At 61.5% G+C, this 24042-nt stretch carries 20 protein-coding genes and 1 pseudogene; 17 read left to right on the forward strand and 4 right to left on the reverse strand.

What is annotated here, in order from left to right:
* Nucleotides 1-2 precede the first annotated feature (2 nt).
* The 15 genes from nuoH to dnaE all read left to right on the forward strand — a co-directional run bounded on the left by nuoH (nucleotide 3) and on the right by dnaE (nucleotide 19125).
* Nucleotides 3-1046, forward strand: a complete 1044-nt coding sequence (gene nuoH / locus ACZ9IU_RS08410) for an NADH-quinone oxidoreductase subunit NuoH (RefSeq protein WP_038549028.1) — start codon at nucleotides 3-5, stop codon at nucleotides 1044-1046.
* Between the two features lie 52 nt (nucleotides 1047-1098).
* The gene (nuoI, locus tag ACZ9IU_RS08415) at nucleotides 1099-1590 is read left to right on the forward strand and encodes an NADH-quinone oxidoreductase subunit NuoI (protein ID WP_037080524.1); all 492 of its coding nucleotides are present in this window, start codon (nucleotides 1099-1101) and stop codon (nucleotides 1588-1590) included.
* A 143-nt stretch (nucleotides 1591-1733) separates the two neighbouring features.
* Nucleotides 1734-2348 carry an NADH-quinone oxidoreductase subunit J gene (locus ACZ9IU_RS08420; protein ID WP_038541992.1) on the forward strand — a complete coding sequence of 205 codons (615 nt, stop codon included), beginning with the start codon at nucleotides 1734-1736 and terminating at the stop codon, nucleotides 2346-2348.
* A 23-nt stretch (nucleotides 2349-2371) separates the two neighbouring features.
* Nucleotides 2372-2680: an NADH-quinone oxidoreductase subunit NuoK gene (nuoK, locus tag ACZ9IU_RS08425; RefSeq protein WP_007772674.1), complete on the forward strand. Its 309-nt coding sequence runs from the start codon at nucleotides 2372-2374 to the stop codon at nucleotides 2678-2680.
* A gap of 7 nt (nucleotides 2681-2687) precedes the next feature.
* Nucleotides 2688-4688 carry an NADH-quinone oxidoreductase subunit L gene (gene nuoL, locus ACZ9IU_RS08430; RefSeq protein ID WP_038541996.1) on the forward strand — a complete coding sequence of 667 codons (2001 nt, stop codon included), beginning with the start codon at nucleotides 2688-2690 and terminating at the stop codon, nucleotides 4686-4688.
* Nucleotides 4688-6199, forward strand: coding sequence for an NADH-quinone oxidoreductase subunit M (locus ACZ9IU_RS08435; RefSeq protein WP_038541998.1), 1512 nt, complete (start codon nucleotides 4688-4690; stop codon nucleotides 6197-6199). The genes nuoL and ACZ9IU_RS08435 overlap by 1 nt, the downstream gene beginning before the upstream one ends.
* Before the next feature lie 18 nt (nucleotides 6200-6217).
* Nucleotides 6218-7660 carry an NADH-quinone oxidoreductase subunit NuoN gene (nuoN, locus tag ACZ9IU_RS08440; protein WP_038542000.1) on the forward strand — a complete coding sequence of 481 codons (1443 nt, stop codon included), beginning with the start codon at nucleotides 6218-6220 and terminating at the stop codon, nucleotides 7658-7660.
* Nucleotides 7661-7662: 2 nt separating this feature from the next.
* Complete coding sequence (locus tag ACZ9IU_RS08445) at nucleotides 7663-8433, forward strand: biotin--[acetyl-CoA-carboxylase] ligase (protein WP_038542002.1); 771 nt, start codon at nucleotides 7663-7665, stop codon at nucleotides 8431-8433.
* Nucleotides 8434-8442: 9 nt separating this feature from the next.
* Nucleotides 8443-10110, forward strand: a complete 1668-nt coding sequence (locus ACZ9IU_RS08450; RefSeq protein WP_038542004.1) for a ribonuclease J — start codon at nucleotides 8443-8445, stop codon at nucleotides 10108-10110.
* 155 nt (nucleotides 10111-10265) lie between these two features.
* A complete protein-coding gene (gene mce / locus ACZ9IU_RS08455) occupies nucleotides 10266-10670 on the forward strand; it encodes a methylmalonyl-CoA epimerase (protein ID WP_038542006.1) in 405 nt (134 codons plus the stop codon).
* A 102-nt stretch (nucleotides 10671-10772) separates the two neighbouring features.
* Entirely contained in the window at nucleotides 10773-11042 is a 270-nt protein-coding gene (locus ACZ9IU_RS08460; RefSeq protein WP_038542008.1) for a DUF1467 family protein, read from the forward strand.
* Between the two features lie 555 nt (nucleotides 11043-11597).
* A complete protein-coding gene (gene proS, locus ACZ9IU_RS08465; RefSeq protein WP_038542010.1) occupies nucleotides 11598-12923 on the forward strand; it encodes a proline--tRNA ligase in 1326 nt (441 codons plus the stop codon).
* A gap of 84 nt (nucleotides 12924-13007) precedes the next feature.
* A complete protein-coding gene (locus ACZ9IU_RS08470) occupies nucleotides 13008-14315 on the forward strand; it encodes a lipoprotein-releasing ABC transporter permease subunit (RefSeq protein ID WP_038542012.1) in 1308 nt (435 codons plus the stop codon).
* Nucleotides 14316-14329: 14 nt separating this feature from the next.
* Nucleotides 14330-15013 carry an ABC transporter ATP-binding protein gene (locus tag ACZ9IU_RS08475; protein ID WP_038542014.1) on the forward strand — a complete coding sequence of 228 codons (684 nt, stop codon included), beginning with the start codon at nucleotides 14330-14332 and terminating at the stop codon, nucleotides 15011-15013.
* Nucleotides 15014-15627: 614 nt separating this feature from the next.
* On the forward strand, nucleotides 15628-19125 hold the full coding sequence (dnaE, locus tag ACZ9IU_RS08480; RefSeq protein ID WP_038542016.1) for a DNA polymerase III subunit alpha: 3498 nt from the start codon (nucleotides 15628-15630) through the stop codon (nucleotides 19123-19125).
* 6 nt (nucleotides 19126-19131) lie between these two features.
* Here the strand turns inward: dnaE and ACZ9IU_RS08485 are convergent, their stop codons facing one another.
* Together ACZ9IU_RS08485 and ACZ9IU_RS08490 are read right to left on the reverse strand one after the other, a co-directional pair.
* Complete coding sequence (locus tag ACZ9IU_RS08485) at nucleotides 19132-20508, reverse strand: L,D-transpeptidase (RefSeq protein ID WP_080719270.1); 1377 nt, start codon at nucleotides 20506-20508, stop codon at nucleotides 19132-19134.
* Between the two features lie 108 nt (nucleotides 20509-20616).
* The gene (locus ACZ9IU_RS08490) at nucleotides 20617-21909 is read right to left on the reverse strand and encodes a DNA polymerase IV (RefSeq protein ID WP_038542019.1); all 1293 of its coding nucleotides are present in this window, start codon (nucleotides 21907-21909) and stop codon (nucleotides 20617-20619) included.
* Nucleotides 21910-21986: 77 nt separating this feature from the next.
* On the opposite strand from ACZ9IU_RS08490, the gene ACZ9IU_RS08495 reads away from it, so the two are divergent.
* Nucleotides 21987-22568: a GNAT family N-acetyltransferase gene (locus tag ACZ9IU_RS08495; protein WP_038542020.1), complete on the forward strand. Its 582-nt coding sequence runs from the start codon at nucleotides 21987-21989 to the stop codon at nucleotides 22566-22568.
* Here the strand turns inward: ACZ9IU_RS08495 and ACZ9IU_RS08500 are convergent.
* Together ACZ9IU_RS08500 and ACZ9IU_RS08505 are read right to left on the reverse strand one after the other, a co-directional pair.
* Nucleotides 22552-23222: pseudogene (locus ACZ9IU_RS08500) on the reverse strand (HAD family hydrolase); the annotation flags it as partial. The gene ACZ9IU_RS08495 and the pseudogene ACZ9IU_RS08500 sit on opposite strands and share 17 nt — an antisense overlap.
* A 1-nt stretch (nucleotide 23223) precedes the next feature.
* Entirely contained in the window at nucleotides 23224-23532 is a 309-nt protein-coding gene (locus ACZ9IU_RS08505; RefSeq protein ID WP_038542022.1) for a DUF3572 domain-containing protein, read from the reverse strand.
* Nucleotides 23533-23664: 132 nt separating this feature from the next.
* Here ACZ9IU_RS08505 and ACZ9IU_RS08510 point away from each other — a divergent pair, with 132 nt between their 5' ends.
* Nucleotides 23665-24036, forward strand: coding sequence for a response regulator (locus ACZ9IU_RS08510; RefSeq protein ID WP_038542024.1), 372 nt, complete (start codon nucleotides 23665-23667; stop codon nucleotides 24034-24036).
* Nucleotides 24037-24042 lie beyond the last annotated feature (6 nt).

The raw sequence follows: 24042 nt of genomic DNA on the forward strand, positions 1-24042 counted from the left end.
ACATGGACTCGTTCTTTTCCATCTACGTCTGGCCGGGCATCGTCATGGTCGCGCAGTCGCTGCTGCTGCTGGTCTGCCTGCTCGTCTTCATCGCCTATGTTCTGCTTGCCGACCGCAAGATCTGGGCGGCCGTCCAGCTGCGCCGCGGCCCGAACGTCGTCGGCCCCTTCGGCCTGTTCCAGTCCTTCGCCGACCTTTTGAAGTTCGTCTTCAAGGAGCCGGTCATTCCGGCTGGCGCCAACAAGGCCGTCTTCCTGCTCGCACCGCTGGTTGCCGTGCTCCTGGCCCTGTCGACCTGGGCGGTGGTGCCGCTCGCGGACGGATGGGTGATTGCCAACATCAATGTCGGCATCCTCTATATCTTTGCGATCTCCTCGCTCGAAGTCTACGGCATCATCATGGGTGGCTGGGCTTCGAACTCGAAATATCCGTTCCTCGGCGCGCTCCGCTCGGCGGCGCAGATGGTCTCCTATGAAGTCTCGATCGGCTTCGTCATCGTCACCGTTCTGCTCTGCGTCGGCTCGCTGAACCTCACCGATATCGTCAATGCCCAGCATGACGGCCTCGGCACGAGGATGGGCCTGCCTGCTTCCTTCCTGGATTGGCACTGGCTGGCGCTGTTCCCGATGTTCGTGGTGTTCTTCATCTCGGCGCTTGCCGAAACGAACCGCCCGCCCTTCGATCTTCCCGAAGCGGAATCGGAGCTGGTCGCCGGCTTTATGGTCGAGTACGGCTCCTCGCCATACATGATGTTCATGCTCGGCGAATACGCAGCCGTCTGCCTGATGTGCGCGCTGACGACAATCCTGTTCCTCGGGGGCTGGCTGCCGCCGGTCGATATCTGGCTCCTCAACTGGGTACCGGGCATCGTCTGGTTCATGCTGAAGTCGATGCTCGTCTTCTTCATGTTCGCCATGGTGAAGGCCTTCGTACCGCGTTACCGCTACGACCAGCTCATGCGCCTCGGCTGGAAGATCTTCCTGCCGCTGTCGCTCGCCATGGTCGTCATTACCGCATTCGTGCTGAAGCTGACGGGATGGGCATGATCATGACCGTGAACATGTCCGCCCAAGCTTTTAGCATCATTGGAGAATAAAGATGGCAAGTCTCGGCCAAGCCGTGAATTCGCTGTTCCTGAAGGAGTTCGTCGGCGCGTTCTTCCTGTCGATGCGCTACTTCTTCAAGCAGAAGGCGACGATCAACTATCCGTTCGAAAAGGGCCCCGTCTCCCCGCGTTTCCGTGGCGAGCATGCGCTGCGCCGTTATCCGAACGGCGAGGAACGCTGCATCGCCTGCAAGCTCTGCGAGGCGATCTGTCCTGCCCAGGCGATCACCATCGAGGCCGGCCCGCGCCGCAACGACGGCACCCGCCGCACGGTGCGTTACGATATCGACATGGTGAAGTGCATCTATTGCGGCTTTTGCCAGGAAGCCTGCCCGGTTGATGCGATCGTCGAGGGTCCGAACTTCGAATTCTCGACCGAGACGCGCGAAGAACTCTATTTCGACAAGGCGCGTCTCCTGGAAAACGGCGACCGCTGGGAGCGCGAAATCGCTCGCAACATGGCAATCGATGCGCCCTACCGCTAAGGCGGGGTGATTTGTCCGGCGCCCCCAATCAGCGGGCGGTGCCGGTGACATCTGGATGAAATACCCGGCGCATATCAAAAGGCCGGGTTTCGACGGGTAGGGGCATTCGTCCCGATCCCGGTGAGGGACGAAAAGGCACCACGATGGGTCTGCAGGCAATCTTCTTCTATCTCTTCGCGTTCATCGCGGTGGCGTCGGCGTTCATGGTCATTTCGGCCAAGAACCCGGTGCACTCGGTGCTGTTCCTCATCCTGGTCTTCTTCAACGCCGCCGGTCTCTTCCTGCTGACGGGCGCCGAATTCCTGGCGATGATCCTGCTGGTCGTCTATATCGGCGCAGTCGCGGTCCTCTTCCTCTTCGTCGTCATGATGCTCGACATCGACTTTGCGGAACTGCGCTCCGGCGTGCTGCAATATGCGCCGATCGGCATATTGATCGGCCTTATCGTGGCTGCGGAACTGGTGGTCGTTGTCGGTGGCAGCGTGCTCACCCCGGAAGCGGCGAAATCGATCACCATGCCGATCCCGAACCCGGCGACCCGCACCAACACGGCGGCGCTCGGCGACGTGCTCTATACGAATTACGTCTACTTCTTCCAGATCGCCGGCCTGGTGCTTCTGGTGGCGATGATCGGCGCGATCGTGCTGACCCTGCGACACCGCACCAACATCAAGCGTCAGGACATATCACAGCAGGTGGCCCGCACGCCCGCGACCGCTGTCGAAGTGGTCAAGGTCAAGCCGGGCCAGGGCGTCTGAGGCGGGAACAAGGAACAAGAAAAATGGAAATCGGACTTTCCCATTACCTCACGGTCAGCGCCATCCTCTTCACGCTCGGCGTCTTCGGCATCTTCCTGAACCGCAAGAACGTCATCATCATCCTGATGTCGGTGGAGCTCATCCTGCTCTCGGTCAACCTGAACATGGTGGCCTTCTCCTCCTTCCTGAACGACATCGTCGGCCAGGTCTTCGCATTGTTCATTCTGACCGTGGCGGCCGCCGAAGCGGCCATCGGTCTTGCAATTCTCGTCGTCTTCTACCGCAATCGCGGTTCGATCGCCGTCGAAGACGTCAATATGATGAAGGGCTGATCGGGTCATGATCTACAAGGCAATCGTCTTTCTTCCCCTGATCGGCTTCCTGATCGCCGGCCTGTTCGGCCGTTCGATCGGTGCAAAGGCGTCCGAATACGTCACCAGCGGCCTGATGATCATAGCGGCCGTGCTCTCCTGGATCGTCTTCTTCAACGTCGCGCTCGCCCATGGCGAAGCAGGCGAAGTGATCAAGGTCCCGGTGATGCGCTGGATCCAGTCCGGCGGCATCGACGTCGAATGGGCCTTCCGCGTCGATACGCTGACGGCGGTGATGTTCGTCGTCGTCAACACCGTCTCGACGCTCGTGCATGTCTATTCGATCGGCTACATGCACCACGACCCGCATCGGCCGCGCTTCTTCGCCTATCTGTCGCTGTTCACCTTCGCGATGCTGATGCTGGTTACGGCCGACAACCTTGCCCAGATGTTCTTCGGCTGGGAAGGCGTCGGTCTGGCGTCCTACCTGCTCATCGGTTTCTGGTTCAAGAAGCCGTCGGCATCCGCCGCCGCCATGAAGGCCTTCATCGTCAACCGCGTCGGCGACTTCGGTTTCGTGCTCGGCATTGCCGGTGTCTTCGTGCTGTTCGGCTCGATCAGCTTCGAGACGATCTTTGCGGCTGCCGCCACCTATCTGCCGGCCGCAGGCGCTCCGGAGGCGTCTCAGGTCATCGCCAACATCTTCGGCATGGAGGTGACCAAGAGCGGTGCGATCACCATCGTCTGCCTGCTGTTGTTCATGGGCGCGATGGGCAAGTCGGCGCAGTTCCTGCTGCACACCTGGCTGCCGGACGCCATGGAAGGCCCGACCCCGGTCTCGGCGCTCATCCATGCCGCGACCATGGTGACGGCCGGTGTCTTCCTCGTCGCCCGCATGTCGCCGATCTTCGAACTGTCGCCCAATGCTCTGCTTGTCGTCACCGTCATCGGCGCGATCACCGCTTTCTTCGCGGCGACCGTCGGCCTCGTCCAGAACGACATCAAGCGCGTCATCGCCTATTCGACCTGCTCGCAGCTCGGCTACATGTTCGTGGCGCTCGGCCTCGGCGCTTATGGCGCGGCGATCTTCCACCTGTTCACGCATGCCTTCTTCAAGGCGCTGCTGTTCCTTGGCGCCGGCTCGGTCATTCATGCCGTCGATGGCGAACAGGACATGCGCTACATGGGCGGCCTTCGTAAGCACATTCCGGTCACCTTCTGGATGATGACGATCGGCACGTTGGCGCTGACCGGCGTCGGTATCCCCGGAACGATGCTCGGTTTCGCCGGCTTCTTCTCCAAGGACGTGATCATCGAAAGCGCCTATTCGTCGCATTCGCCGGTGGCGGGCTTCGCCTTCACGCTTCTGGTCATCGCCGCGCTGTTCACCAGCTTCTATTCCTGGCGCCTCGCGTTCATGACCTTCTTCGGCAAGCCGCGCGCGTCGGCCGACGTCATGCATCATGTGCATGAATCGCCGATGGTCATGCTGGCGCCGCTCTATATCCTTGCTGCTGGTGCGGTTGTCGCCGGCGTGCTGTTCGAAGGTTATTTCTTCGGCCACGAATATCCGGAGTTCTGGAAGGGCGCGCTGTTCACGCTTCCGGACAATAAGATCCTCGAAGAGTTTCATCACGTGCCGGTCCTGGTCGCCTGGAGCCCGTTCATCGCCATGGCGGTCGGCTTCGTCACTGCCTGGTATTTCTACATCAAGTCGCCGTCGACCCCCCGTCGTCTCGCCGCTTCACAGAAGGTCCTCTACGAGTTCCTGCTCAACAAGTGGTATTTCGACGAACTCTACGACTTCCTCTTCGTCCGTTCCGCCAAGGCGCTCGGCCGGTTCCTGTGGAAGAAGGGTGACATCGGCGTCATCGATACCTACGGCCCGAACGGCGTTGCCGCCCGCGTGGTCGACGTCACCAACCGGGTGGTCAAGCTGCAGTCCGGTTACCTTTATCACTATGCGTTCGCGATGCTGATCGGCATCGCCGCCCTCGTCACCTGGATGATGCTCGGGAGCTCGATCTAATGACCGACTGGCCAATTCTCTCGACGGTCACCTTCCTGCCGCTGGTCGGCGTACTGTTGCTGCTTCTGACACGGGAAGACGGCCCCTTCGGGCGCCGCAATATCCTCAACGTCTCGCTGTTCACGACGGTCTTCACCTTCATCGTCTCGCTGTTCATCTGGATCGGTTTCGACAATTCGAATTCCGGCTTCCAGATGGTCGAGAAGCACAACTGGCTCGGCACCGGCATCTCCTATCATCTCGGCGTCGACGGCATCTCCATGCTGTTCGTCATCCTGACGACCTTCCTGATGCCGTTCTGCGTGCTCGCCAGCTGGAATACGATCGAAAAGCGCCTCAAGGAGTACATGATCGCCTTCCTGCTTCTGGAAGTGGTCATGACCGGCGTCTTCGTTTCGCTCGACGTCGTGCTCTTCTACGTCTTCTTCGAAGCGACCCTCATTCCGATGTTCGTCATCATCGGCGTCTGGGGCGGCAAGGACCGCGTCTACGCGTCCTACAAGTTCTTCCTCTATACGCTGCTCGGCTCTGTCCTGATGATGCTCGCCATCATGGCGATGTACTGGCAGGCCGGCACCACCGACATTACCGAACTCTTGAAATACGGTTTCCCGGCCGGCATGCAGACCTGGCTCTGGCTTGCCTGTTTTGCGGCCTTCTCGGTCAAGATGCCGATGTGGCCGGTGCATACCTGGCTTCCGGATGCGCACGTCCAGGCGCCGACCGCGGGCTCGGTGATCCTTGCCGGCGTCATGCTGAAGCTCGGCGGTTACGGGATGATCCGTTTTTCGCTCGCCATGTTGCCGATCGCGTCGGAACATTTCGCGCCGCTGGTCTTCTCGCTGTCGGTGATCGCCATCATCTACACCTCGCTGGTGGCGATGATGCAGGACGACATCAAGAAGCTGATCGCCTATTCCTCGGTCGCCCACATGGGCTACGTGACCATGGGCATCTTTGCGGCGAACGTCCAGGGCGTGCAAGGCGCGCTCTTCCAGATGCTGTCGCACGGCGTCGTCTCGGGGGCGCTTTTCCTCTGCGTCGGCGTTGTCTATGACCGGCTCCACACTCGCGAGATCTCCGCCTATGGCGGCCTCGTCAACAACATGCCGAAATATGCCGTCGCCTTCATGATTTTCACGATGGCAAACGTCGGCCTGCCGGGCACGTCCGGCTTCATCGGCGAATTCCTGACGATCATCGGTGTCTTCCGGGTCAACACCTGGGTGGCGCTGTTCGCGGCGACCGGCGTCATTCTCTCGGCCTCCTACGCGCTCTGGCTCTATCGCCGGGTCATCTTCGGGGCGCTCGAGAAGGAAAGCCTCAAGGCATTGCTCGACCTTTCTGGCCGCGAAAAGCTCATCCTCTATCCGCTGATCGCCGTCACCATCTTCTACGGCTTCTATCCGGCGCCGATCTTCGATGCGACGGCAGCATCGGTGGACATGCTGGTGAACAATTATTCCGCAGCCCTGGCAGCGGCGAAAGACCTTGCACTCAACGTGCACTGAGACGGGACAAGACTGGACATGACCGCTGAAATTCTCTCCCTAAGCTTGCAGCTCTCGATGCCGGAGATCATCCTGGCCGTGGGCGCGCTCGCTCTTCTGATGATCGGCGTCTTCTCCGGCGACAAGTCCGCGCCGACGGTGACGGGGCTGGCGGTGGCGCTGCTGGCGGTTGCCGGCCTGTGGCTGATCTTCATGCCAGGCGAGGGCGTTGCCTACGGCGGCGCCTTCAAGCTGGATGCCTTCGGCCGCTTCATGAAGGTCCTGGCGCTCATCGGCTCGATCACCGCCATGGTCATGTCCGTCGGCCATGCGAAGTCGGATCAGCTCAACCGCTTCGAGTTCCCGGTGCTTCTGGTTCTGTCGACGCTCGGCATGCTGCTGCTGATCTCGGCGAACGACCTGATCGCATTCTATCTTGCCCTCGAACTGATGTCGCTGGCGCTCTACGTCATCGCCGCCTTCAACCGGGACAGCCTGCGCTCGACCGAAGCCGGTCTGAAATACTTCGTCCTCGGCGCGCTCTCCTCCGGCATGATGCTTTACGGCATGTCGCTGGTCTACGGTTTCACCGGCAATACCGGTTTCGAAGGCATCGCCAAGGTTCTCTCAGCCGAGACCCGCGGCCTGGGCTTGATCTTCGGCATGGTCTTCGTGCTCGCCGGCGCCTGCTTCAAGATCTCCGCCGTGCCGTTCCACATGTGGACGCCGGACGTTTATGAAGGCGCACCGACCCCGGTCACGGCCTTCTTCGCTGCCGGTCCGAAGGTTGCCGCCATGGCGATCCTCGTCCGCATCGCTTCGGATGCCTTCCTGCCGATCATCGCCGACTGGCGCCAGATCATCGTTTTCGTCTCGATCGCTTCGATGCTGCTCGGCTCGTTTGCCGCGATCGGCCAGCGCAACATCAAGCGACTGATGGCCTATTCCTCGATCGGCCACATGGGCTACGCGCTTGTCGGCCTTGCCGCCGGCTCCGAGACGGGTGTCTCGGGCGTCGTCCTTTACATGACCATCTACATGGTCATGACCTTGGGCACCTTCGCCTGCATCATGGCGATGCGCCGCAAGGAAGGCGGCAATGTCGAGAATGTCGACGATCTCGCCGGCCTATCGGCCACCAAGCCGTTCATGGCGGTGGTGCTGACCGCGCTGATGTTCTCGATGGCCGGCATTCCGCCGCTCGCAGGCTTCTTCGCCAAGTATTTCGTGTTCGTCGCGGCGATCGAAGCCAAGCTTTATGCCCTGGCGGTCATCGGCGTGCTCTCCTCGGTCGTCGGCGCCTATTATTACCTGCGCATCGTCAAGCTGATGTGGTTTGATGAAGCCAAGGGTGAGTTTGCCCGCATCTCCGGCGAACTGCGCCTGGTCTTCGGTCTCTCCGGTCTCTTCGTGACGGCCTATGTGCTGATCGGCGGACCGATCGGCACGGCGGCAAGTGCCGCCGCGAAGTCTTTCTTCTGAGAATGCCGGGAGCAAGGGGCCGCTTCTCGCTCGATGCGTTCCGCCACGAGGCGCTCGACGAAGTCGGATCCACCAATAGCGAATGTCTCGCCCGCGCTCGCGCGGGCGATTCCGGTTTGTTGTGGCTGACCGCGACGCGCCAGCTCGCCGGCCGTGGTCGCCGTGGCCGGGCCTGGACATCGGAACCCGGCAATCTCTATGCCTCGCTGCTGCTGATCGATCCCGCGCCGCCGGAGAGGATCGGCTCTTTGCCGCTCGCGGTCGCCGTCGCGGTCCATGCCGCGGTCAGGTCGGTTCTGCCGCCGGGCGGCGAGCCGCTCGACGTCAAATGGCCGAACGATATTCTCATCGGCCGCAAGAAGACCTGTGGTATTCTGCTGGAGGGCGAAGGGCTGCCGGATGGCCGCCGCGCGCTCGTCATCGGCATCGGCATCAATATCCGCCATATGCCCGACAGTGCGGCCTACGCGGTGACACGGCTTGCCGATCACGGCGCCAACATTTCGCCTGAAGAGCTCTTCGCCCATCTCTTCAGGGAGATGGCGCAGGTTCTGGGTGTTTGGGATGAGGGCCGGGGCACGCCCGAAATCAGCCGGCGCTGGCGCGAGGTCGCCTGCGGCATCGGCGAAAAAATCACCGTGAACCTGCCGGATCGCTCGCTTGTTGGCACATTCGCAGGTATCGATGACAAAGGATTTTTGCTGCTCGACACCGGATTGGGCTTGGCTGTGTCGATCGCCGCCGGTGATGTATTTTTTCAAGGAATGGAATAGACAAAGAAAATGGCAAACCAAGAAGAACTGGTGTTTCTGCCGCTTGGCGGCGTCGGCGAGATCGGCATGAACCTCGCCCTCTACGGCTATGGAACGCCGGAGAAGCGCCAGTGGATCATGGTCGATTGCGGCGTGACCTTTCCGGGACCGGATCTGCCGGGCGTTGATCTCGTGCTGCCGGATATCCGCTTCCTCGCCAGCCAGCGCAGCCATCTCAAGGCGATGATCATCACCCATGCGCACGAGGACCACTACGGCGCGATGAACGATCTGTGGCCGGGCCTCAACGTGCCCGTCTATGCCTCGCCGTTTACCGCCGGCATGCTGGAGGCGAAACGCAACTACGAAGGTTCGCGCGCTGAAATCCCGGTGACGATCTTCAAGGCCGGCGACCGCATCAATATCGGCCCGTTCGAGATCGAGGCCGTTGGCGTCAACCATTCGATCCCCGAGCCGATGTCGCTGGTCATCCGCACCCCGCTCGGCAATGTCGTCCATACCGGCGACTGGAAGATCGATCACGCGCCGTCGCTCGGACCGTTCACCGACGAGGCGCGCTTCCGCAAGATCGGTGACGAAGGCGTGCTGGCGCTGATGTGCGACAGTACCAACTCCATGCGCGAGGGCGTTTCGCCATCGGAAGAGGAAGTCTCCGAAGGCCTGCGCCAGATCATCGAGGCGGCCGAGGGCAGGGTAGCGATCACCACCTTCTCGTCGAATGTCGGCCGCATCCGCTCGATCGCCCAGGCTGCGGACGCCGCCGGCCGCGAAGTCCTTTTACTCGGCTCCTCGCTGAAACGCGTCGTCGGCGTCGCCCGCGATATCGGCATCATGGAAGGCCTGAAGCCCTTCATCGCCGAGGACGAATACGGCTATATCCCGCGTGACAAGATCGTGGTGATCCTGACCGGCAGCCAGGGCGAACCGCGCGCGGCCCTTGCCAAGATCGCCCGCGACGAGATGCGCCATGTGGCGCTGACGTCAGGCGATACGGTGGTCTTTTCCTCGCGCACCATTCCCGGCAACGAAAAGGCGATCATCGAGATCAAGAACGGCCTGATCGAGCAGGGGATCAAGATCGTCACCGACAGCGACGCGCTCGTCCACGTCTCCGGCCACCCGCGCCGCAGCGAACTGGTGCAGATGTACCAATGGACCCGTCCGCAGATCCTCGTGCCCGTTCACGGCGAGGCCGCGCATCTGACGGCCCAGGCCGAGCTCGGCGCATCCGCCGGCATCAAGACCATTCCGCGGGTCCGCAACGGCAATATCCTGCGCCTTGCGCCTGGCCCGGCCGAGGTCATCGGCGATGCGCCGCATGGCCGCATCTTCAAGGACGGCAAGCTGATCGGCGATTTCGAGGAAATGGGCATCGGCGACCGCCGAAAGCTCTCTTTCGTCGGCCATGTCTCCGTCAACGTCCTGCTCGACACCCGTTATGACTTCGTAACCGATCCCGATCTCATCGCCTTCGGTCTGCCGGAATTCGACGACGAGGGTGAGGACATGGAGGATACGCTTTATGACGCCGTGCTCGGCGCCGTCGAAAGCATCCCGCGCGCGCGCCGCAAGGATCTCGACATGGTCCGCGAGGCGATCCGCCGCGCCGTCCGCTCCACCGCCAACGAGGCCTGGGGCAAGAAGCCGATCGTGACGGTGTTCGTTACGCGTCTCTGAGGGGACGGAGAGGTCGCGGCGACTTTGGAATAGCGACAGGGCCGCGGGTCGATCTCCCCCCTTGAGGGGGAGATGCCCGGCAGGGCAGAGGGGGGTATTGCCGGGGTCGGCAGCCTTTTCCCTTTGCTGCAGCCCACACTCGGGAGGACGGAAACATGCTCGGACGCGTCAATCACATCGCCATCGCCGTGCCGGATCTTGGCATCGCGACCACGATGTATCGCGATACGCTCGGCGCCCGCGTCTCGCAGGCCCAGGCCTTGCCGGAGCATGGCGTCACTGTGGTCTTCGTCGAGCTCCCCAACACCAAGGTGGAACTGCTCGAACCGCTCGGCCCCGAGTCGCCGATTGCGGCTTTTCTGGAGAAAAATCCCTCCGGCGGCATGCACCATATCTGCTACGAGGTGGACGATATCGTCGCTGCGCGTGACACGTTGAAGGCAGCCGGCGCGCGGGTGCTTGGAGACGGCAATCCGAAGACCGGAGCTCATGGAAAACCTGTGCTTTTCCTGCATCCGAAGGACTTCAACGGCACCTTGATCGAGCTCGAACAGGTATGATTCCCACAGCTGTGACATCACGCCGGGGTCTCTCGGTTTGAGCTTGCCTGCCTTTCAGCCTATAAGGGCGCCAATTCTTCGAACCGGAATCGAGTCGAAATCATGCCTCTTTTGACGGTCGCGGCCATCTATTTCATCATCTGGTGGACCGTGCTCTTCATCGTCCTTCCGCTTGGTTATCGCACCCAGCAGGAAGACGGTGAGGTGACCATAGGGACTGTGGAAAGCGCTCCCGCCCGGTTTCGCGGCGGCCGCGTCGTGCTGCTGACGACGGTGATCTCGACACTGCTCTATGTGGGCTACTACGTCGCATCCGCTTATTTCGGCGTCGGCATCAGCGACATTCCGGTGATCGTCCCGACCTTCGAATAGGTGGACGAGTAGGCGGCAGAATAAGGCGGATCGTCGGGAGCCCGTCATTTCCCTGTCATGATTTGCAGGCATAGGAAGCGGCGACGAAGGCATTCGCGCTTTATTCGTTCCGGGTGACGAGAAAGCAAAAAAAAACAAGGCGGTTAAGCCTTGTTTTCAAGTTTCGCGTGATCCTTAACCGTTACCGGGGCTGCGACAAGCGCGCCTAAGATCTGATCCTCCCAAGACTTGACCGCGAAATGACAAGAATTTGAACTCCTTGCCTCTTTTGTGAGCTGAACCTAGCTCAAAGGATGTGCTTTGTCATCCGCTTTTTTGTATTTTTGCTACACTTCGATAAAATTTTTTAGTTGACAAAAATGTCGCGCGCTTGCCACGAAATTTCCGCTTTTGCCGGGTCTGGAAGTGTCGGCGCAGATTCCTGAACAACGTGCGATTCATGCTGGGGCGGGTTCCCTTGGAGCCTCGGAACGGCTATGTACCCTCCCAATATTGTTGAAGAAAACGGCCGATTCCTCGCGTGATGAGGATAGGCCGGCAACCTCGGAAATCGCGATGCGCCTGTCCCGCTATTTTATGCCCATCCTGAAGGAAAACCCCAAGGAAGCGGAAATCGCGTCCCACCGGCTGATGCTGCGTGCCGGCATGATCCGCCAGCAGAGCCAGGGCATCTATTCCTGGCTGCCGCTCGGCAAGCGCGTGCTCGACAAGGTCAATGCCATCATCCGCGAGGAGCAGAATCGCGCCGGCGCCATCGAGGTGCTGATGCCGACGCTGCAATCCGCCGAACTCTGGCAGGAAAGCGGCCGCTACGACGCCTATGGCAAGGAAATGCTGCGCATCAAGGACCGCCAGGATCGGCCGATGCTCTACGGCCCCACCAACGAGGAAATGATCACGGATATCTTCCGGTCCTACGTCAAATCCTACAAGAACCTGCCGCTCAACCTTTATCACATCCAGCTGAAGTTCCGTGACGAGATCCGTCCGCGCTTCGGCACCATGCGCTCGCGCGAATTCCTGATGAAGGACGCCTATTCCTTCGATCTGACCAAGGAAGACGCCGAGCATTCCTATCGCAAGATGTTCACCGCCTATCTGCGCACCTTCTCGAGGCTGGGCCTGCGTGCCATTCCGATGCGCGCCGATACCGGCCCGATCGGCGGCAACCTGTCCCACGAATTCATCATCCTTGCCGATACCGGCGAGTCGGAAGTGTTTTCGCACAAGGATTTCGTCAATTTCGACATCCCCGGCACCGACACCAATTTCGACAATGTCGAGGCCATGCAGGCGGTCTTCGACAAGTGGACCTCGGTTTACGCCGCGACCTCGGAAATGCACGACGAGGAGGCGTTCAATGCCATCCCCGAGACCGACCGTCTTTCCGCCCGCGGCATCGAGGTCGGCCATATCTTCTATTTCGGCACCAAATATTCCGAGCCGATGGGCGCCAAGGTGCAGGGACCGGACGGCAAGGAACACCCTGTCCACATGGGTTCCTACGGCATCGGCCCGACACGCCTTGTTCCCGCCATCATCGAAGCATCGCATGACGACAACGGAATCATTTGGCCGGCATCGGTCGCGCCGTTCGACGTCGTGGTCATCAACATGAAGCCCGGCGACGAGGCCTGCGACCGGATCTGCGAAACGCTCTATGGCGGTCTCGCAACGGTCGGCAAGGACGTGCTCTACGACGATACGGACGAGCGCGCCGGCACCAAGTTCGCGACCGCCGACCTGATCGGCGTGCCGGTCCAGGTGATTGTCGGACCCCGCTCCGCCGCGTCAGGCGAAGTGGAGGTCAAGGACCGCAAGACCGGTGAGCGCGAAACGCTGACCGTCGAAGCGGCCATGAACAGGCTCGCCGGCCGATAAGCCGGCAGGCTGCCGGAGCAATTCCAGGAAAAGTGTGAAGCGGTTTTCCGTCCGGAATTGCGACCACCAGATTGAGGAAATGGCATGGCGAGTGTCGCGGCGAATGGTGAAGCGGTAAAGGCGGGTGGTTCGCCCGCGGCCGGTCCTTTCTCGGCCTTCGAGCGGATGGTCGCCTGGCGTTACCTGCGCTCGCGCCGCCGCGAGGCCTTCATCTCGGTGATCGCCGGCTTCTCCTTCATCGGCATCATGCTCGGCGTCGCGACGCTGATCATCGTCATGGCTGTCATGAACGGGTTCCGCACCGAGCTCATCTCGCGCATCCTCGGCATCAACGGTCACATGATCGTCCAGCCGATCGACGGACCGCTTACCGACTACGCCGAGCTCACCCAGAAATTTGCGGCCGTGCCGGGCGTCCGCATGGCGCTGCCGCTGGTCGAGGGCCAGACGCTGGCATCGGGCCGCGGTGGTGCGGGTTCCGGGGCGCTGGTGCGCGGCGTTCGCCCGGAAGATCTCGAAAAACTGTCCGAAGTCGCCGGCAACGTCAAATCGGGCAATATGGTCGGCTTTGCTTCGGGGCAGGGGGTCTTGGTCGGCTCCCGGCTCGCCGCCCAGCTCGGCCTTTCCGCCGGTGACCAGATCACGCTGATCTCGCCGGAAGGCGACGTGACGCCGATGGGCGTCAATCCGCGCGTCAAATCCTATCCGGTCTCCGGCATTTTCGAGATCGGCATGTCGGAATACGACGCGACGATCATCTATATGCCGCTCGAGGAATCGCAGCTCTATTTCAATGCCGAAGGCCTCGTCCAGTCGATCGAGCTGTTCGTCGACAATCCGGATAATATCGACGACCTGCGCCCGAAGATTGAGGCGGCGGCGGGCCGCCAGATCTTCATCACCGACTGGCGCCAGCGCAACCAGACCTTCTTCTCCGCGCTTCAGGTGGAGCGCAACGTCATGTTCATGATCCTGACCCTGATCGTGCTGGTGGCGGCGCTCAACATCATCTCCGGCCTGATCATGCTGGTGAAGGACAAGGGCAGCGATATCGCCATCCTGCGCACCATGGGTGCGGGTGCGGGGGCGATCATGCGCATCTTCTTCATGACCGGGGCGGCGATCGGCATCGTCGGAACGTTTGCCGGCGTCCTGCTCGGCGTGCTCGTCTGTCTCAACGTCGAATCCATCCGCCAGTTCTTCTCCTGGGTCTCGGGCACCATCCTCTTCGATCCGCAACTCTATTTCCTCAGCCAGCTGCCGGCGGAGATGAGCTTTGGCGAGACCTTCTCGGTGGTCATGATGGCGCTCGTCCTCTCCTTCATCGCGACCATCCTTCCGGCCTGGCGAGCCTCCCGGCTCGATCCTGTCCAGGCCCTCCGATACGAATAGGACCCACATCCTTCATGGCACCCAAAACCGTCTTGCAGCTCTCGGGCGTCGAACGTCACTATGGCCAGGGCGAGACCACGCTTTCGATCCTGAAGGGGGCTGATTTCGACCTGAAGACCGGCGAGATCGTCGCGCTGGTCGCCCCGTCCGGCACCGGAAAGTCGACGCTTCTGCATCTCGCCGGCCTGCTCGAACATCCCGACGCCGGCGAGGTCTTTCTCGCCGGGCATGCCTGCAACGGACTTCCCGATGCGGAGCGCACTGCGATGCGCCGCAACCAGATCGGTTTCGTCTACCAGTTCCACCATCTCCTGCCGGAGTTTTCCGCGGTTGAGAACATCATGATGCCGCAGCTGATCGCCGGCCTCTCCAAGGCTGAGGCAAAGGAGCGGGCGGCTCAGCTTCTGGACTATATGCGCATCGGCCACCGCGCCGAGCATCGCCCCTCCGAACTGTCCGGCGGCGAACAGCAGCGCGTGGCGATCGCCCGCGCCGTCGCCAACGCCCCGCGCGTGCTTCTCGCCGACGAGCCGACCGGCAATCTCGACCCGAAGACCGCATCCTATGTCTTCGACGCGCTGGAGGCGCTGGTGCGCCAGTCGGGCCTCGCGGCCCTGATCGCCACCCACAACCACGACCTCGCCAGCCGCATGGACCGTCGCGTGACGATCGAGGGCGGCAAAGTCGTCGAGATGTGAAGAGGCGGACATGCGTGCGTCTGGATCCTCGGGTCGGGCCCGAGGATGACGCCGCTGGGTGGTGTGCTCCGCCCATTCCTCCGTCATCCTCGTCCTCGGGTTAAACCCGAGGATGACCCCAGGATACACCCTCCAGGCGCCAGTCTATCCGGGCATGCCTGACACTCCCTTGAGGCAGCTTTCAGCGCCCCGTCCGAAATTGTTCATGCCCGGATGGCCATCCAGTCCCGATGTATGCGCATGCCTGAAAGCCAAACGAAAATCCCGCCGTTAATCTCTCGTTTACCAGGTGAGGGAGGATATCGCGATATGTTTGTTTCCGGTCTGTTCTTTTATTGACTCTCAAACAAAATGAGAACAAAATAAAAACATAAGAGAACACGGGAGACGACGATGACTGACCTGCTTCGTGACATTGCCGCATTCGCTTCCATCGCCACCTTCGTGGCCAGCCTTTCCATGATCATGATGGCCATGTGATCGGAGATCCAGCCGGTCCCTCGGCCGAAAGGCGTTGAGGAGGGAAATCCGAACTAGACTCTCAAAGCCCTGCGCCAGACAATAGCCTGATTCATGAGATTGTTCCCGCTTCATCAAACGGGTAAGGCGCAGGCATGGCAGACACAACGGACGTAAAATCGGGATCGGTAGAGCTGGGAACCAGCCCTCAATTCGTTCACCTGCGCGTCCATTCCGCCTATTCGCTTCTCGAAGGCGCCTTGCCGCTCAAGAAGATCCTCTCGAAGGCGATCGCGGACAATCAGCCTGCGATCGCGATCACCGACACCAACAATCTGTTCGTCGCGCTGGAATTCGCCCAGAAGGCGATCGGCGACGGCCTGCAGCCGATCATCGGCTGCCAGCTGTCGATCGATATGGAAGACCAGTCCGACGAGCGTCGCAACAGCCACCAGCAGCTCGCCAAGCTGCCGGCGATCGTCGTGCTGGCGGCCAATGCCGTCGGTTACGAACGGCTTGTGGACCTGATCAGCCGCGCCTATCTCGGTGACGAGGGGCATCAGTCCATCCATATCAGCCGCTCCTGGCTGGAGGACGGCAGCACCGAAGGCCTGATCGCGCTGACCGGGGCAGGAAGCGGTCCGGTCGACGTGGCTCTGAAGGAAGGCAATGCTACGCTTGCCGAAGCGAGGTTGCTGAAGCTCAAGGAGATCTTCGGCGATCGGCTCTATGTCGAACTGCAGCGCCACGGCGCTTACGATCGGCGCCACGAGCACAAGATCGTCACGCTCGCCTACGACCACGACCTGCCGTTGGTTGCGACCAACGAGGCCTTCTTTCCTACCAAGGCCGATTACGATGCCCATGACGCGCTGATGGCGGTCGCCCACAACGCGATCGTCTCGGACGATACGCGATTCCGCCTGACGCCGGACCATTATCTGAAGAGCCGTGCGGAGATGGCAAAGCTGTTTGCCGACCTGCCGGAGGCGCTCGAAAACACCGTCGAGATCGCGCAGCGCTGCTCCTTCGTGCTGAAGACCCGCAATCCGATCCTGCCGCGCTTCACCGGCGCCACCGACGATCCGGCGGAAGCCGAGCGCGCCGAGGCGGAGGAGCTGCGCCGCCAGTCCGTCGAAGGCCTCGAAGAGCGCATCGCAACGCTCGGCATGACGCGCGGTTATACCGAACAGGATTATCGGGAGCGGCTGGATTTCGAGCTTAGCGTCATCGAGAAGATGAAGTTTCCGGGCTACTTCCTGATCGTTGCCGACTTCATCAAATGGGCGAAGCAGCAGGGCATCCCGGTCGGCCCGGGCCGTGGTTCGGGTGCGGGCTCGCTGGTCGCCTATGCGCTCACCATTACCGACGTCGATCCGCTGCGCTTCTCGCTGCTGTTCGAGCGCTTCCTCAATCCCGACCGCGTCTCGATGCCGGACTTCGACATCGACTTCTGCCAGGATCGCCGCGAAGAGGTGATCCGCTACGTGCAGCAGAAATACGGTCGCGAGCAGGTGGCGCAGATCATCACCTTCGGTTCGCTGCAGGCGCGCGCCGCGTTGCGCGACGTGGGCCGTGTGCTCGAAATGCCCTATGGCCAGGTCGACAAGATCTGCAAGCTGGTGCCAAACAACCCGGCCAACCCGACCCCGCTGTCGAAGGCGATCGAGGAGGATCCGAAATTCCAGGAGGAGGCCGACAAGGAACCGGTCGTCGCGCGTCTCCTCGATATCGCCCAGAAAATCGAAGGCCTCTACCGCCACGCCTCGACCCACGCCGCCGGGATCGTCATCGGCGACCGTCCGCTGTCGAAACTAGTGCCGATGTATCGGGACCCGCGCTCGGACATGCCGGTCACCCAGTTCAACATGAAATGGGTGGAGCAGGCGGGTCTGGTGAAGTTCGACTTCCTCGGCCTGAAGACGCTGACGGTCCTGAAGACCGCGGTCGATTTCTGCCGCAAGCGCGGCATTGAGGTCGATCTCGCCAAGATCCCGCTCGACGACGCCAAGACCTACGAGATGCTCTCGCGCGGCGAGACGGTCGGCGTGTTCCAGGTGGAAAGTGCGGGCATGCGCAAGGCGCTGATCGGCATGCGGCCGGACTGTATCGAGGACATTATCGCGCTCGTGGCGCTTTATCGTCCGGGCCCGATGGAGAACATTCCGACCTATAATGCCCGCAAGCACGGCGAGGAGGAGATCGAGTCGATCCACCCGACGATCGACCATCTGCTGAAGGAGACGCAAGGGGTTATCGTCTATCAGGAACAGGTGATGCAGATCGCCCAGGTGCTGTCGGGCTATTCGCTCGGCGAGGCCGACCTGCTGCGCCGCGCCATGGGCAAGAAGATCAAGGCGGAGATGGACCAGCAGAGCGAACGCTTTGTTGATGGCGCCATCAAGAACGGCGTCTCCAAGCCGCAGGCCAACAACATCTTCGAACTGCTGGCAAAATTCGCCAACTACGGCTTCAACAAGTCACACGCCGCGGCCTACGCCATCGTCTCCTACCAGACGGCCTTCATGAAGGCGCATTATCCGGTGGAGTTCCTCGCCGCCTCGATGACCTACGACATGTCGAACAGCGAGAAACTGAATGATTTCCGGCAGGATGCCGGCCGCCTCGGCATCTCAGTCATTCCGCCGTCGGTGCAGACCTCGTTCAGGCATTTCGAGACCGGCGACAACAGGATCTATTACGCGCTGGCCGCCATCAAGGGCGTCGGCGAGTCGGCGGTCGACCACATCACCGAAGTGCGCGGCGATGTGCCGTTTGCCAGCATCGAGGACTTCTGCCTGCGGATCGACCCGAAACAGGTCAACCGCCGCGTCATGGAAAGCCTGATCTCGGCGGGTGCCTTCGATTGTTTCGGCCGCGATCGAGCCGAGTTGAGCGGCGGCCTCGACCGCATCATCGGTTATGCCCAGCGCGCGCAAGGGGAGAAGGTGAGCGGCCAGCACGACATGTTCGGCTCGTCCTCCGCCTCCGGGCCGGAAACGCTGATTTTCCCGGCGTTCACGCCGTGGATGCCGTCCGAAAAGCTGATGCGCGAATATCAGGTGCTCGGCTTCTATCTCTCGGCCCATCCGCTCGATGCCTATGCCAACGTGCTCGCCAAGATGCGCGTCCAGAATTTCGCGGACTTTTCCGCCGCCGTGAAACAGGGCGCCACCGCCGGCCGGCTTGCCGGAACGGTGACCAGCAAGCAGGAGCGCAAGACCCGTACCGGCAACAAGATGGGCATCGTCACCTTCTCGGACGCGACCGGCCAGTTCGAGGCGGTGCTGTTCTCGGAGGGGCTGGCGCAATATCGAGACCTGCTCGAACCCGGCAAGTCGCTGGTCATCACCGTGCAGGCGGAAGAGCGGCCGGAAGGCATCGGCCTGCGCATCCAGACGGCGCAGTCGCTCGAGGAAAAGTCGGTGCAGATGCAGAAGGCGCTGCGCGTCTTCGTCCGCGACTCAGGCCCGATGCGCGCGGTTGCCCGGCACCTCAATGCCCGGGGCGACGGGCTGGTGTCCTTCGTCATCATCAAGGATGACGGCAAGCGGGAAATCGAGGTGGAGCTGACGGAAAAATACCGCATCTCGCCGGAAATCGCCGCGGCGCTGAGGACGGCGCCGGGCGTTCTCGATGTCGAGCTGGTCTAGGAGACTTTAATAGAGGCCGTAGGCGCGGGGCTTGGCGTCCGTCCGCCGCTGACTGACCGGCTGCGGTCTGGTGATCGACGACTGCATCTGCGCTTCGGCGACCCGCTGCGCCGGCTGGGTGATGGTGATGAAATCGGTGCCGTCGCCGGTGTCCGGGCCGATGCCCTGGTCGTTGATCGTCAGGGACGAACCGTCGCTGATCAGCGTTTCGATCCGGTCGCGAATGTCGGCCGGGATTTCGATGCGGCTGAGGGCCTGTGCGGCAGCACCGGGCGCGTAAGGGTTGTCGGCCACAGTGATCCCGAGCCGCTGCTTCACCGCGGCGCTGAGGCCATTCGGCACGGTGATGCTGTGCCATTCAGCCGTCTCTTCCTTGCGTTCGACCTTGTCGACGCTGAAGAAGTGTGTGCCGAGCGCGATTTCGGGATCCTTGATGCCGACCGGAGCCTCGAACACGGGCTGGAAATTCCGGCGCACCATGATCTGGCCCATCGGCGGCCGCGGCTTGCCGGCGGTCTCATAGAGCGAGGCCAGGAATTCCGGCGTCACCAGCGCGCCCTTGGGCGACAGGTTCTTCCAGCGCTTGAAGCCGGCAATCGCGCTGCGGGTCATCGGACCGGCGGAGCCGTCGCCGCCACCGGTGTCGAAACCGAGCTGTTGCAGCAGGATCTGGGCATCCATCAGCGTCTCGCGGTCGCCGCGGCGGGTGATCAGGATGCGAAGCGGTGCGACCTCCTCCGTTGCGGCCGTGGCCGGTTTGGTCGCCTGCGGCGACGCGCCGGTGGTCGGGTGGATGATCGAGAGATTGTTCGGAGCGACGTTCATCGCCACTTCGACAGGCTTGGCGCTGCTGCCGATCGACGAGGTCCTGAGCTCGACGTCGGAAAGCAGCGGCCCGGTCGGCAGCGGCTTGCGCGGCAGGAACAGGTTGGCGTTCTCGATCAGCTGCGGCACCACCGGCGCGTCGGTGATGATCACATGCGCACCGCGCTCGGTGATCTGGTAGAGCGATCTGGCGAAGGCGCCCGGCATGCGCACGCAACCATGCGAGGCGGGATAGTTCGGGACGCTGTTTGATTCGTGAAGCGCGACGCCCGACCAGGTCAGGCGCTGCATCCACGGCATGGGCGCATTCGAATAGAGATTGGATTCGTGATATTTCTGCTTTTCGAGGATCGAAAAGATGCCGCTCGGCGTCGAATGGCCTTCCTTGCCGGTCGACACTTTCGAGGTGGCGACCACCGTTTCGCCGTCATAGACGACCAGCGACTGCTTGTCCTTGGAAACGATGATCTGCAGCGTGCGGGCACCTTCCGCAAAAGCTGCATGCGACAGCATGGTCGCAGACAAAAGACCTAACCCGAACACCAGGCGACGCAACATGACCGACCCCATACGCAATACAAGACCGGCACATTAGCGCATGAGGTTTAAGGAAGGTTATCCGCGCCGCGAGTAGTTTTAACGTTATGGTTAATAACGGATCACATTTCATTGATCCCGGCGGCGGCTTCCGAAAGTATATCCGGTCTCGACCGCGGCCTTGCCGAACTTGTCGCGCAGCTTGTCCATCGCCGCTTCCGCAGCCGCGCGGCGGCCGGCCTGGCGGTCGACGAGGTCGGGGGGATCGGCAAGCGTCGGGTTGCCGAGATCGGTGACGCCGATGCCGAGCAGGCGGAATTTGGTGCCGTCGGTCTCCTTTTCCATCAGCGACAGGCCGGTCCTGAAAATACGGTCGGCGAGCTGGGTCGGGTCCTCAAGCCGCTTGTTGCGGGTGCGGCTCTTGAAATCGGCGGTCTTCATCTTGAGGACGACGGTCTGCCCGGCAATGCCGTGTTTCTTCAGCCGCATCGAAACCTTTTCGGAAAGCCGGCGCAGGATCGGCACGAGGTCGTCATAACCCGCGATGTCGTCAAAAAAAGTGGTCTCGGCCGAAACGCTCTTTGCCGCGTCGTTGACATGCACCTCGCGGTCGTCGATGCCGCGCGAGAGGCGATAGAGCCGTTGGCCCATCGTGCCGTAGCGGCGCATCAGGTCGGCTTCCTGCATGGTCTGGAGTTGGCCGATGGTGCGGATCCCGTCTGCCTCCAGTGTCGCGTTGAAAGCCTTGCCGACGCCCCAGATGGTGGTGACGGGGCGGGCCGCCAGGAATTCCAGCGCCTCTTGCCGGCCGATCACCGAAAAGCCGCGCGGCTTCTGAAGATCCGAGGCGACCTTTGCGAGGAATTTGCAGTAGGAGAGGCCGACCGAAATGCTGATGCCGATCTCGTCCTGCACCCGCTTGGCGAATTTCGCAAGGATGCGGGCCGGCGGGGCGTGATGCAGCCGTTCGGTGCCGGCGAGTTCGAGAAAGGCCTCGTCGATCGACAGCGGCTGAACCAGCGGCGTCAGATCGTGCATCATCGCGCGCACCTGCCGGCCGATGGTGACATATTTTTCCATATTGGGCGGGATCACGACGGCGTCCGGGCAGAGTTCCAGCGCCTTGAACATCGGCATCGCCGAGCGCACGCCGTTGATGCGGGCGATATAGCAGGCCGTCGAGACGACGCCGCGTTTGCCGCCGCCGATGATCACCGGCTTGTCGGCGAGTTCCGGGTTGTCGCGCTTTTCGATCGTCGCATAGAAGGCATCGCAATCGATATGCGCCAGCGTCAATGCGTAGAGTTCGTTGTGATAGACGAGACGCGGGCTGCCGCAGGCGCGGCAACGGCGCACCTCCGCCTTCTGCTCCGCAAGGCAGTCGCGACAGAAGCCGGGTGTCTTGTCAGGCGTAGGCGTCATGGCAGAGAACAAAGGTTGAACACCGCGACGTTAAGGCCTAAGCTCGTGAGTCACAAGGGAGAGCATAGAGGTTTGGCGTGGATATCGATCTTCGTTTCGAGCCCGTGACGGCAGAGCGCTGGGGGGATTTCGAAATGCTCTTCGGCCCGCAGGGTGCCTTCTACCACTGTTGGTGCGTCGCTCTGCGCCTGCCGCATGCGGTGCGCACCAAGATGCAGCCGCAGGAGCGGAAGGATCATATCCACGACCGTATAAATGCTGGTCCGCCGCCCGGCATTCTGGCTTACGCGGAGGGTGAACCGGTGGCCTGGGTGCAGGTCGGACCGCGCCATGATGTGCCGCAGTTCAATTCGCCGCGCACCGTTTCGCGCCCGCTGGAGGAGGCGGATGCAACCGATCCCTCCGTCTGGGCGGTCAGCTGTTTTTTCCTGACGCCGAAGCTCAGGGGCAAAGGACTGAGCCACCGCCTGCTGTCTGGCGCCGTCGACTATGCACGGCATATGGGAGCGCGGTTTGTCGAGGCCTGTCCGATCGATCATGTGAAGCAGTCGAAATCGGTGACGCTGTGCATAGGCTCGACGGCGATCTTCGACGCCGCCGGCTTCGAAGTGGTGGAGCGCCGCAAGGACGGACGACCGCTGATGCGGCTGGAACTTTAGATGTCAGGCGGCTTTGGACTGGATATGGGTATAGATCAGTTCGGCAGCATGACCCCAGTCCGTCGCCCGGATGATGCCGTCGTCCGGCTTCGGCGCCAGAAGGTGGAGCGGCGAGTCGGGCATCATATGGATGACGAGGCATTCTGCGACGTGATCCCGCACCGAGTACAGGTTATGCGCCATGTCATCGATGAAGACGCAGGGCAGGGGGCGTCCGTCGTGCAGGCGCTGCATGATCGGTCCCTTGGGTTCCTCGCTGGCGATCAGCGGGAAGGTGAGGCCGATCCGGTCGAGAAGCCGGCGGCGATGCTCCCGGTAGCGCGGCGGCATCGCAGTCAAGAACACGACGTCGGCATCCTTCGACAGCGCGTCGAGCGTCTGGACGACGAAGTCGAACGGGATCTGCCAGTTTTCCTGGGCTTCAAAAAAGGCCTCGATCAACCGACGCACGTCCGGATGTTCGAGCGCGATCTGGGTCTCTATGGAAACGATATTGCCGGTGAGACGAAAGGAACGCGGCAGCAGTTCATGGCCTTCGCCGCGCAGAAAGTCCTGGAAGGGAGCCACGAAATGCAGCACCACGTCGTCGATGTCGCAGACGACGAGCGGCCGGTCGCCGAGGCGCACATGGGAAAGGTCGAGGATCTCGCTCATCTCAATAGTCGCCGGAATCGAGCCCGGGCCCGGAATAGTGCTGCGAGGCGGCTGCCACGGTTTCAGGCTTCGTATCCGTCGCTTCGCAGAAGGCCAGCAGCGTCGGCTCATGCCCCATCAGGAAATCGATCATGCCGGCGAGAAAGCCCGGATCGTTCACCGCATTTCGCAGCTGATTGGGCTGGACGCCGGAAAGGGCGAGGAAACGGCCGAGCATATCGGGCTCGTTGGCGAGCCATCCGAGAATGGCGGCCGCGGTCTCTTCCGCCTGGGGTCTGCTGTTTCGAGTATTACCGGGGTCGCGCCGCATTGTCTGCCGAGTTACCTCTTTTTCAACTATATGGCTTTACCGTGCCTGATAGGCGCTCTGTGGAATCGGCCGTTCCGGGAGCTTATATACTGAAGGCACTCATGCAAGCCGGGATTTAAGGAACGGATCGCTATGCCCAAACGGGTCATGATCGTCGAGGACAACGAGCTGAACATGAAGCTCTTCCGCGACCTGATCGAAGCATCGGGATACGATACCATCCAGACCCGCAACGGTATGGAAGCGCTTGATCTGGCACGAAAATATCGCCCAGACCTGATTTTGATGGACATCCAGCTGCCCGAGGTTTCTGGCCTCGAAGTCACCAAGTGGCTGAAGGAAGACGATGAGTTGCATGTTATTCCGGTAATCGCGGTGACCGCCTTTGCGATGAAGGGTGACGAGGAGCGCATTCGCCAGGGTGGATGCGAAGCGTATGTTTCGAAACCCATTTCGGTGCCGAAATTCATCGAGACAATAAAGACATATCTCGGCGACGCATGAAAACGG

It is taken from the genome of Mesorhizobium sp. USDA 4132, from assembly GCF_056279545.1.

Excerpts from the sequence above, each read along its gene's own strand:
- nuoH (WP_038549028.1), top strand. The coding sequence starts at position 3 with ATGGACTCGTTCTTTTCCATCTACGTCTGGCCGGGCATCGTCATGGTC.
- nuoI (WP_037080524.1), top strand. The coding sequence starts at position 1,099 with ATGGCAAGTCTCGGCCAAGCCGTGAATTCGCTGTTCCTGAAGGAGTTC.
- ACZ9IU_RS08420 (WP_038541992.1), top strand. The coding sequence starts at position 1,734 with ATGGGTCTGCAGGCAATCTTCTTCTATCTCTTCGCGTTCATCGCGGTG.
- nuoK (WP_007772674.1), top strand. The coding sequence starts at position 2,372 with ATGGAAATCGGACTTTCCCATTACCTCACGGTCAGCGCCATCCTCTTC.
- nuoL (WP_038541996.1), top strand. The coding sequence starts at position 2,688 with ATGATCTACAAGGCAATCGTCTTTCTTCCCCTGATCGGCTTCCTGATC.
- ACZ9IU_RS08435 (WP_038541998.1), top strand. The coding sequence starts at position 4,688 with ATGACCGACTGGCCAATTCTCTCGACGGTCACCTTCCTGCCGCTGGTC.
- nuoN (WP_038542000.1), top strand. The coding sequence starts at position 6,218 with ATGACCGCTGAAATTCTCTCCCTAAGCTTGCAGCTCTCGATGCCGGAG.
- ACZ9IU_RS08445 (WP_038542002.1), top strand. The coding sequence starts at position 7,663 with ATGCCGGGAGCAAGGGGCCGCTTCTCGCTCGATGCGTTCCGCCACGAG.
- ACZ9IU_RS08450 (WP_038542004.1), top strand. The coding sequence starts at position 8,443 with ATGGCAAACCAAGAAGAACTGGTGTTTCTGCCGCTTGGCGGCGTCGGC.
- mce (WP_038542006.1), top strand. The coding sequence starts at position 10,266 with ATGCTCGGACGCGTCAATCACATCGCCATCGCCGTGCCGGATCTTGGC.
- ACZ9IU_RS08460 (WP_038542008.1), top strand. The coding sequence starts at position 10,773 with ATGCCTCTTTTGACGGTCGCGGCCATCTATTTCATCATCTGGTGGACC.
- proS (WP_038542010.1), top strand. The coding sequence starts at position 11,598 with ATGCGCCTGTCCCGCTATTTTATGCCCATCCTGAAGGAAAACCCCAAG.
- ACZ9IU_RS08470 (WP_038542012.1), top strand. The coding sequence starts at position 13,008 with ATGGCGAGTGTCGCGGCGAATGGTGAAGCGGTAAAGGCGGGTGGTTCG.
- ACZ9IU_RS08475 (WP_038542014.1), top strand. The coding sequence starts at position 14,330 with ATGGCACCCAAAACCGTCTTGCAGCTCTCGGGCGTCGAACGTCACTAT.
- dnaE (WP_038542016.1), top strand. The coding sequence starts at position 15,628 with ATGGCAGACACAACGGACGTAAAATCGGGATCGGTAGAGCTGGGAACC.
- ACZ9IU_RS08485 (WP_080719270.1), bottom strand. The coding sequence starts at position 20,508 with ATGTTGCGTCGCCTGGTGTTCGGGTTAGGTCTTTTGTCTGCGACCATG.
- ACZ9IU_RS08490 (WP_038542019.1), bottom strand. The coding sequence starts at position 21,909 with ATGACGCCTACGCCTGACAAGACACCCGGCTTCTGTCGCGACTGCCTT.
- ACZ9IU_RS08505 (WP_038542022.1), bottom strand. The coding sequence starts at position 23,532 with ATGCGGCGCGACCCCGGTAATACTCGAAACAGCAGACCCCAGGCGGAA.
- ACZ9IU_RS08510 (WP_038542024.1), top strand. The coding sequence starts at position 23,665 with ATGCCCAAACGGGTCATGATCGTCGAGGACAACGAGCTGAACATGAAG.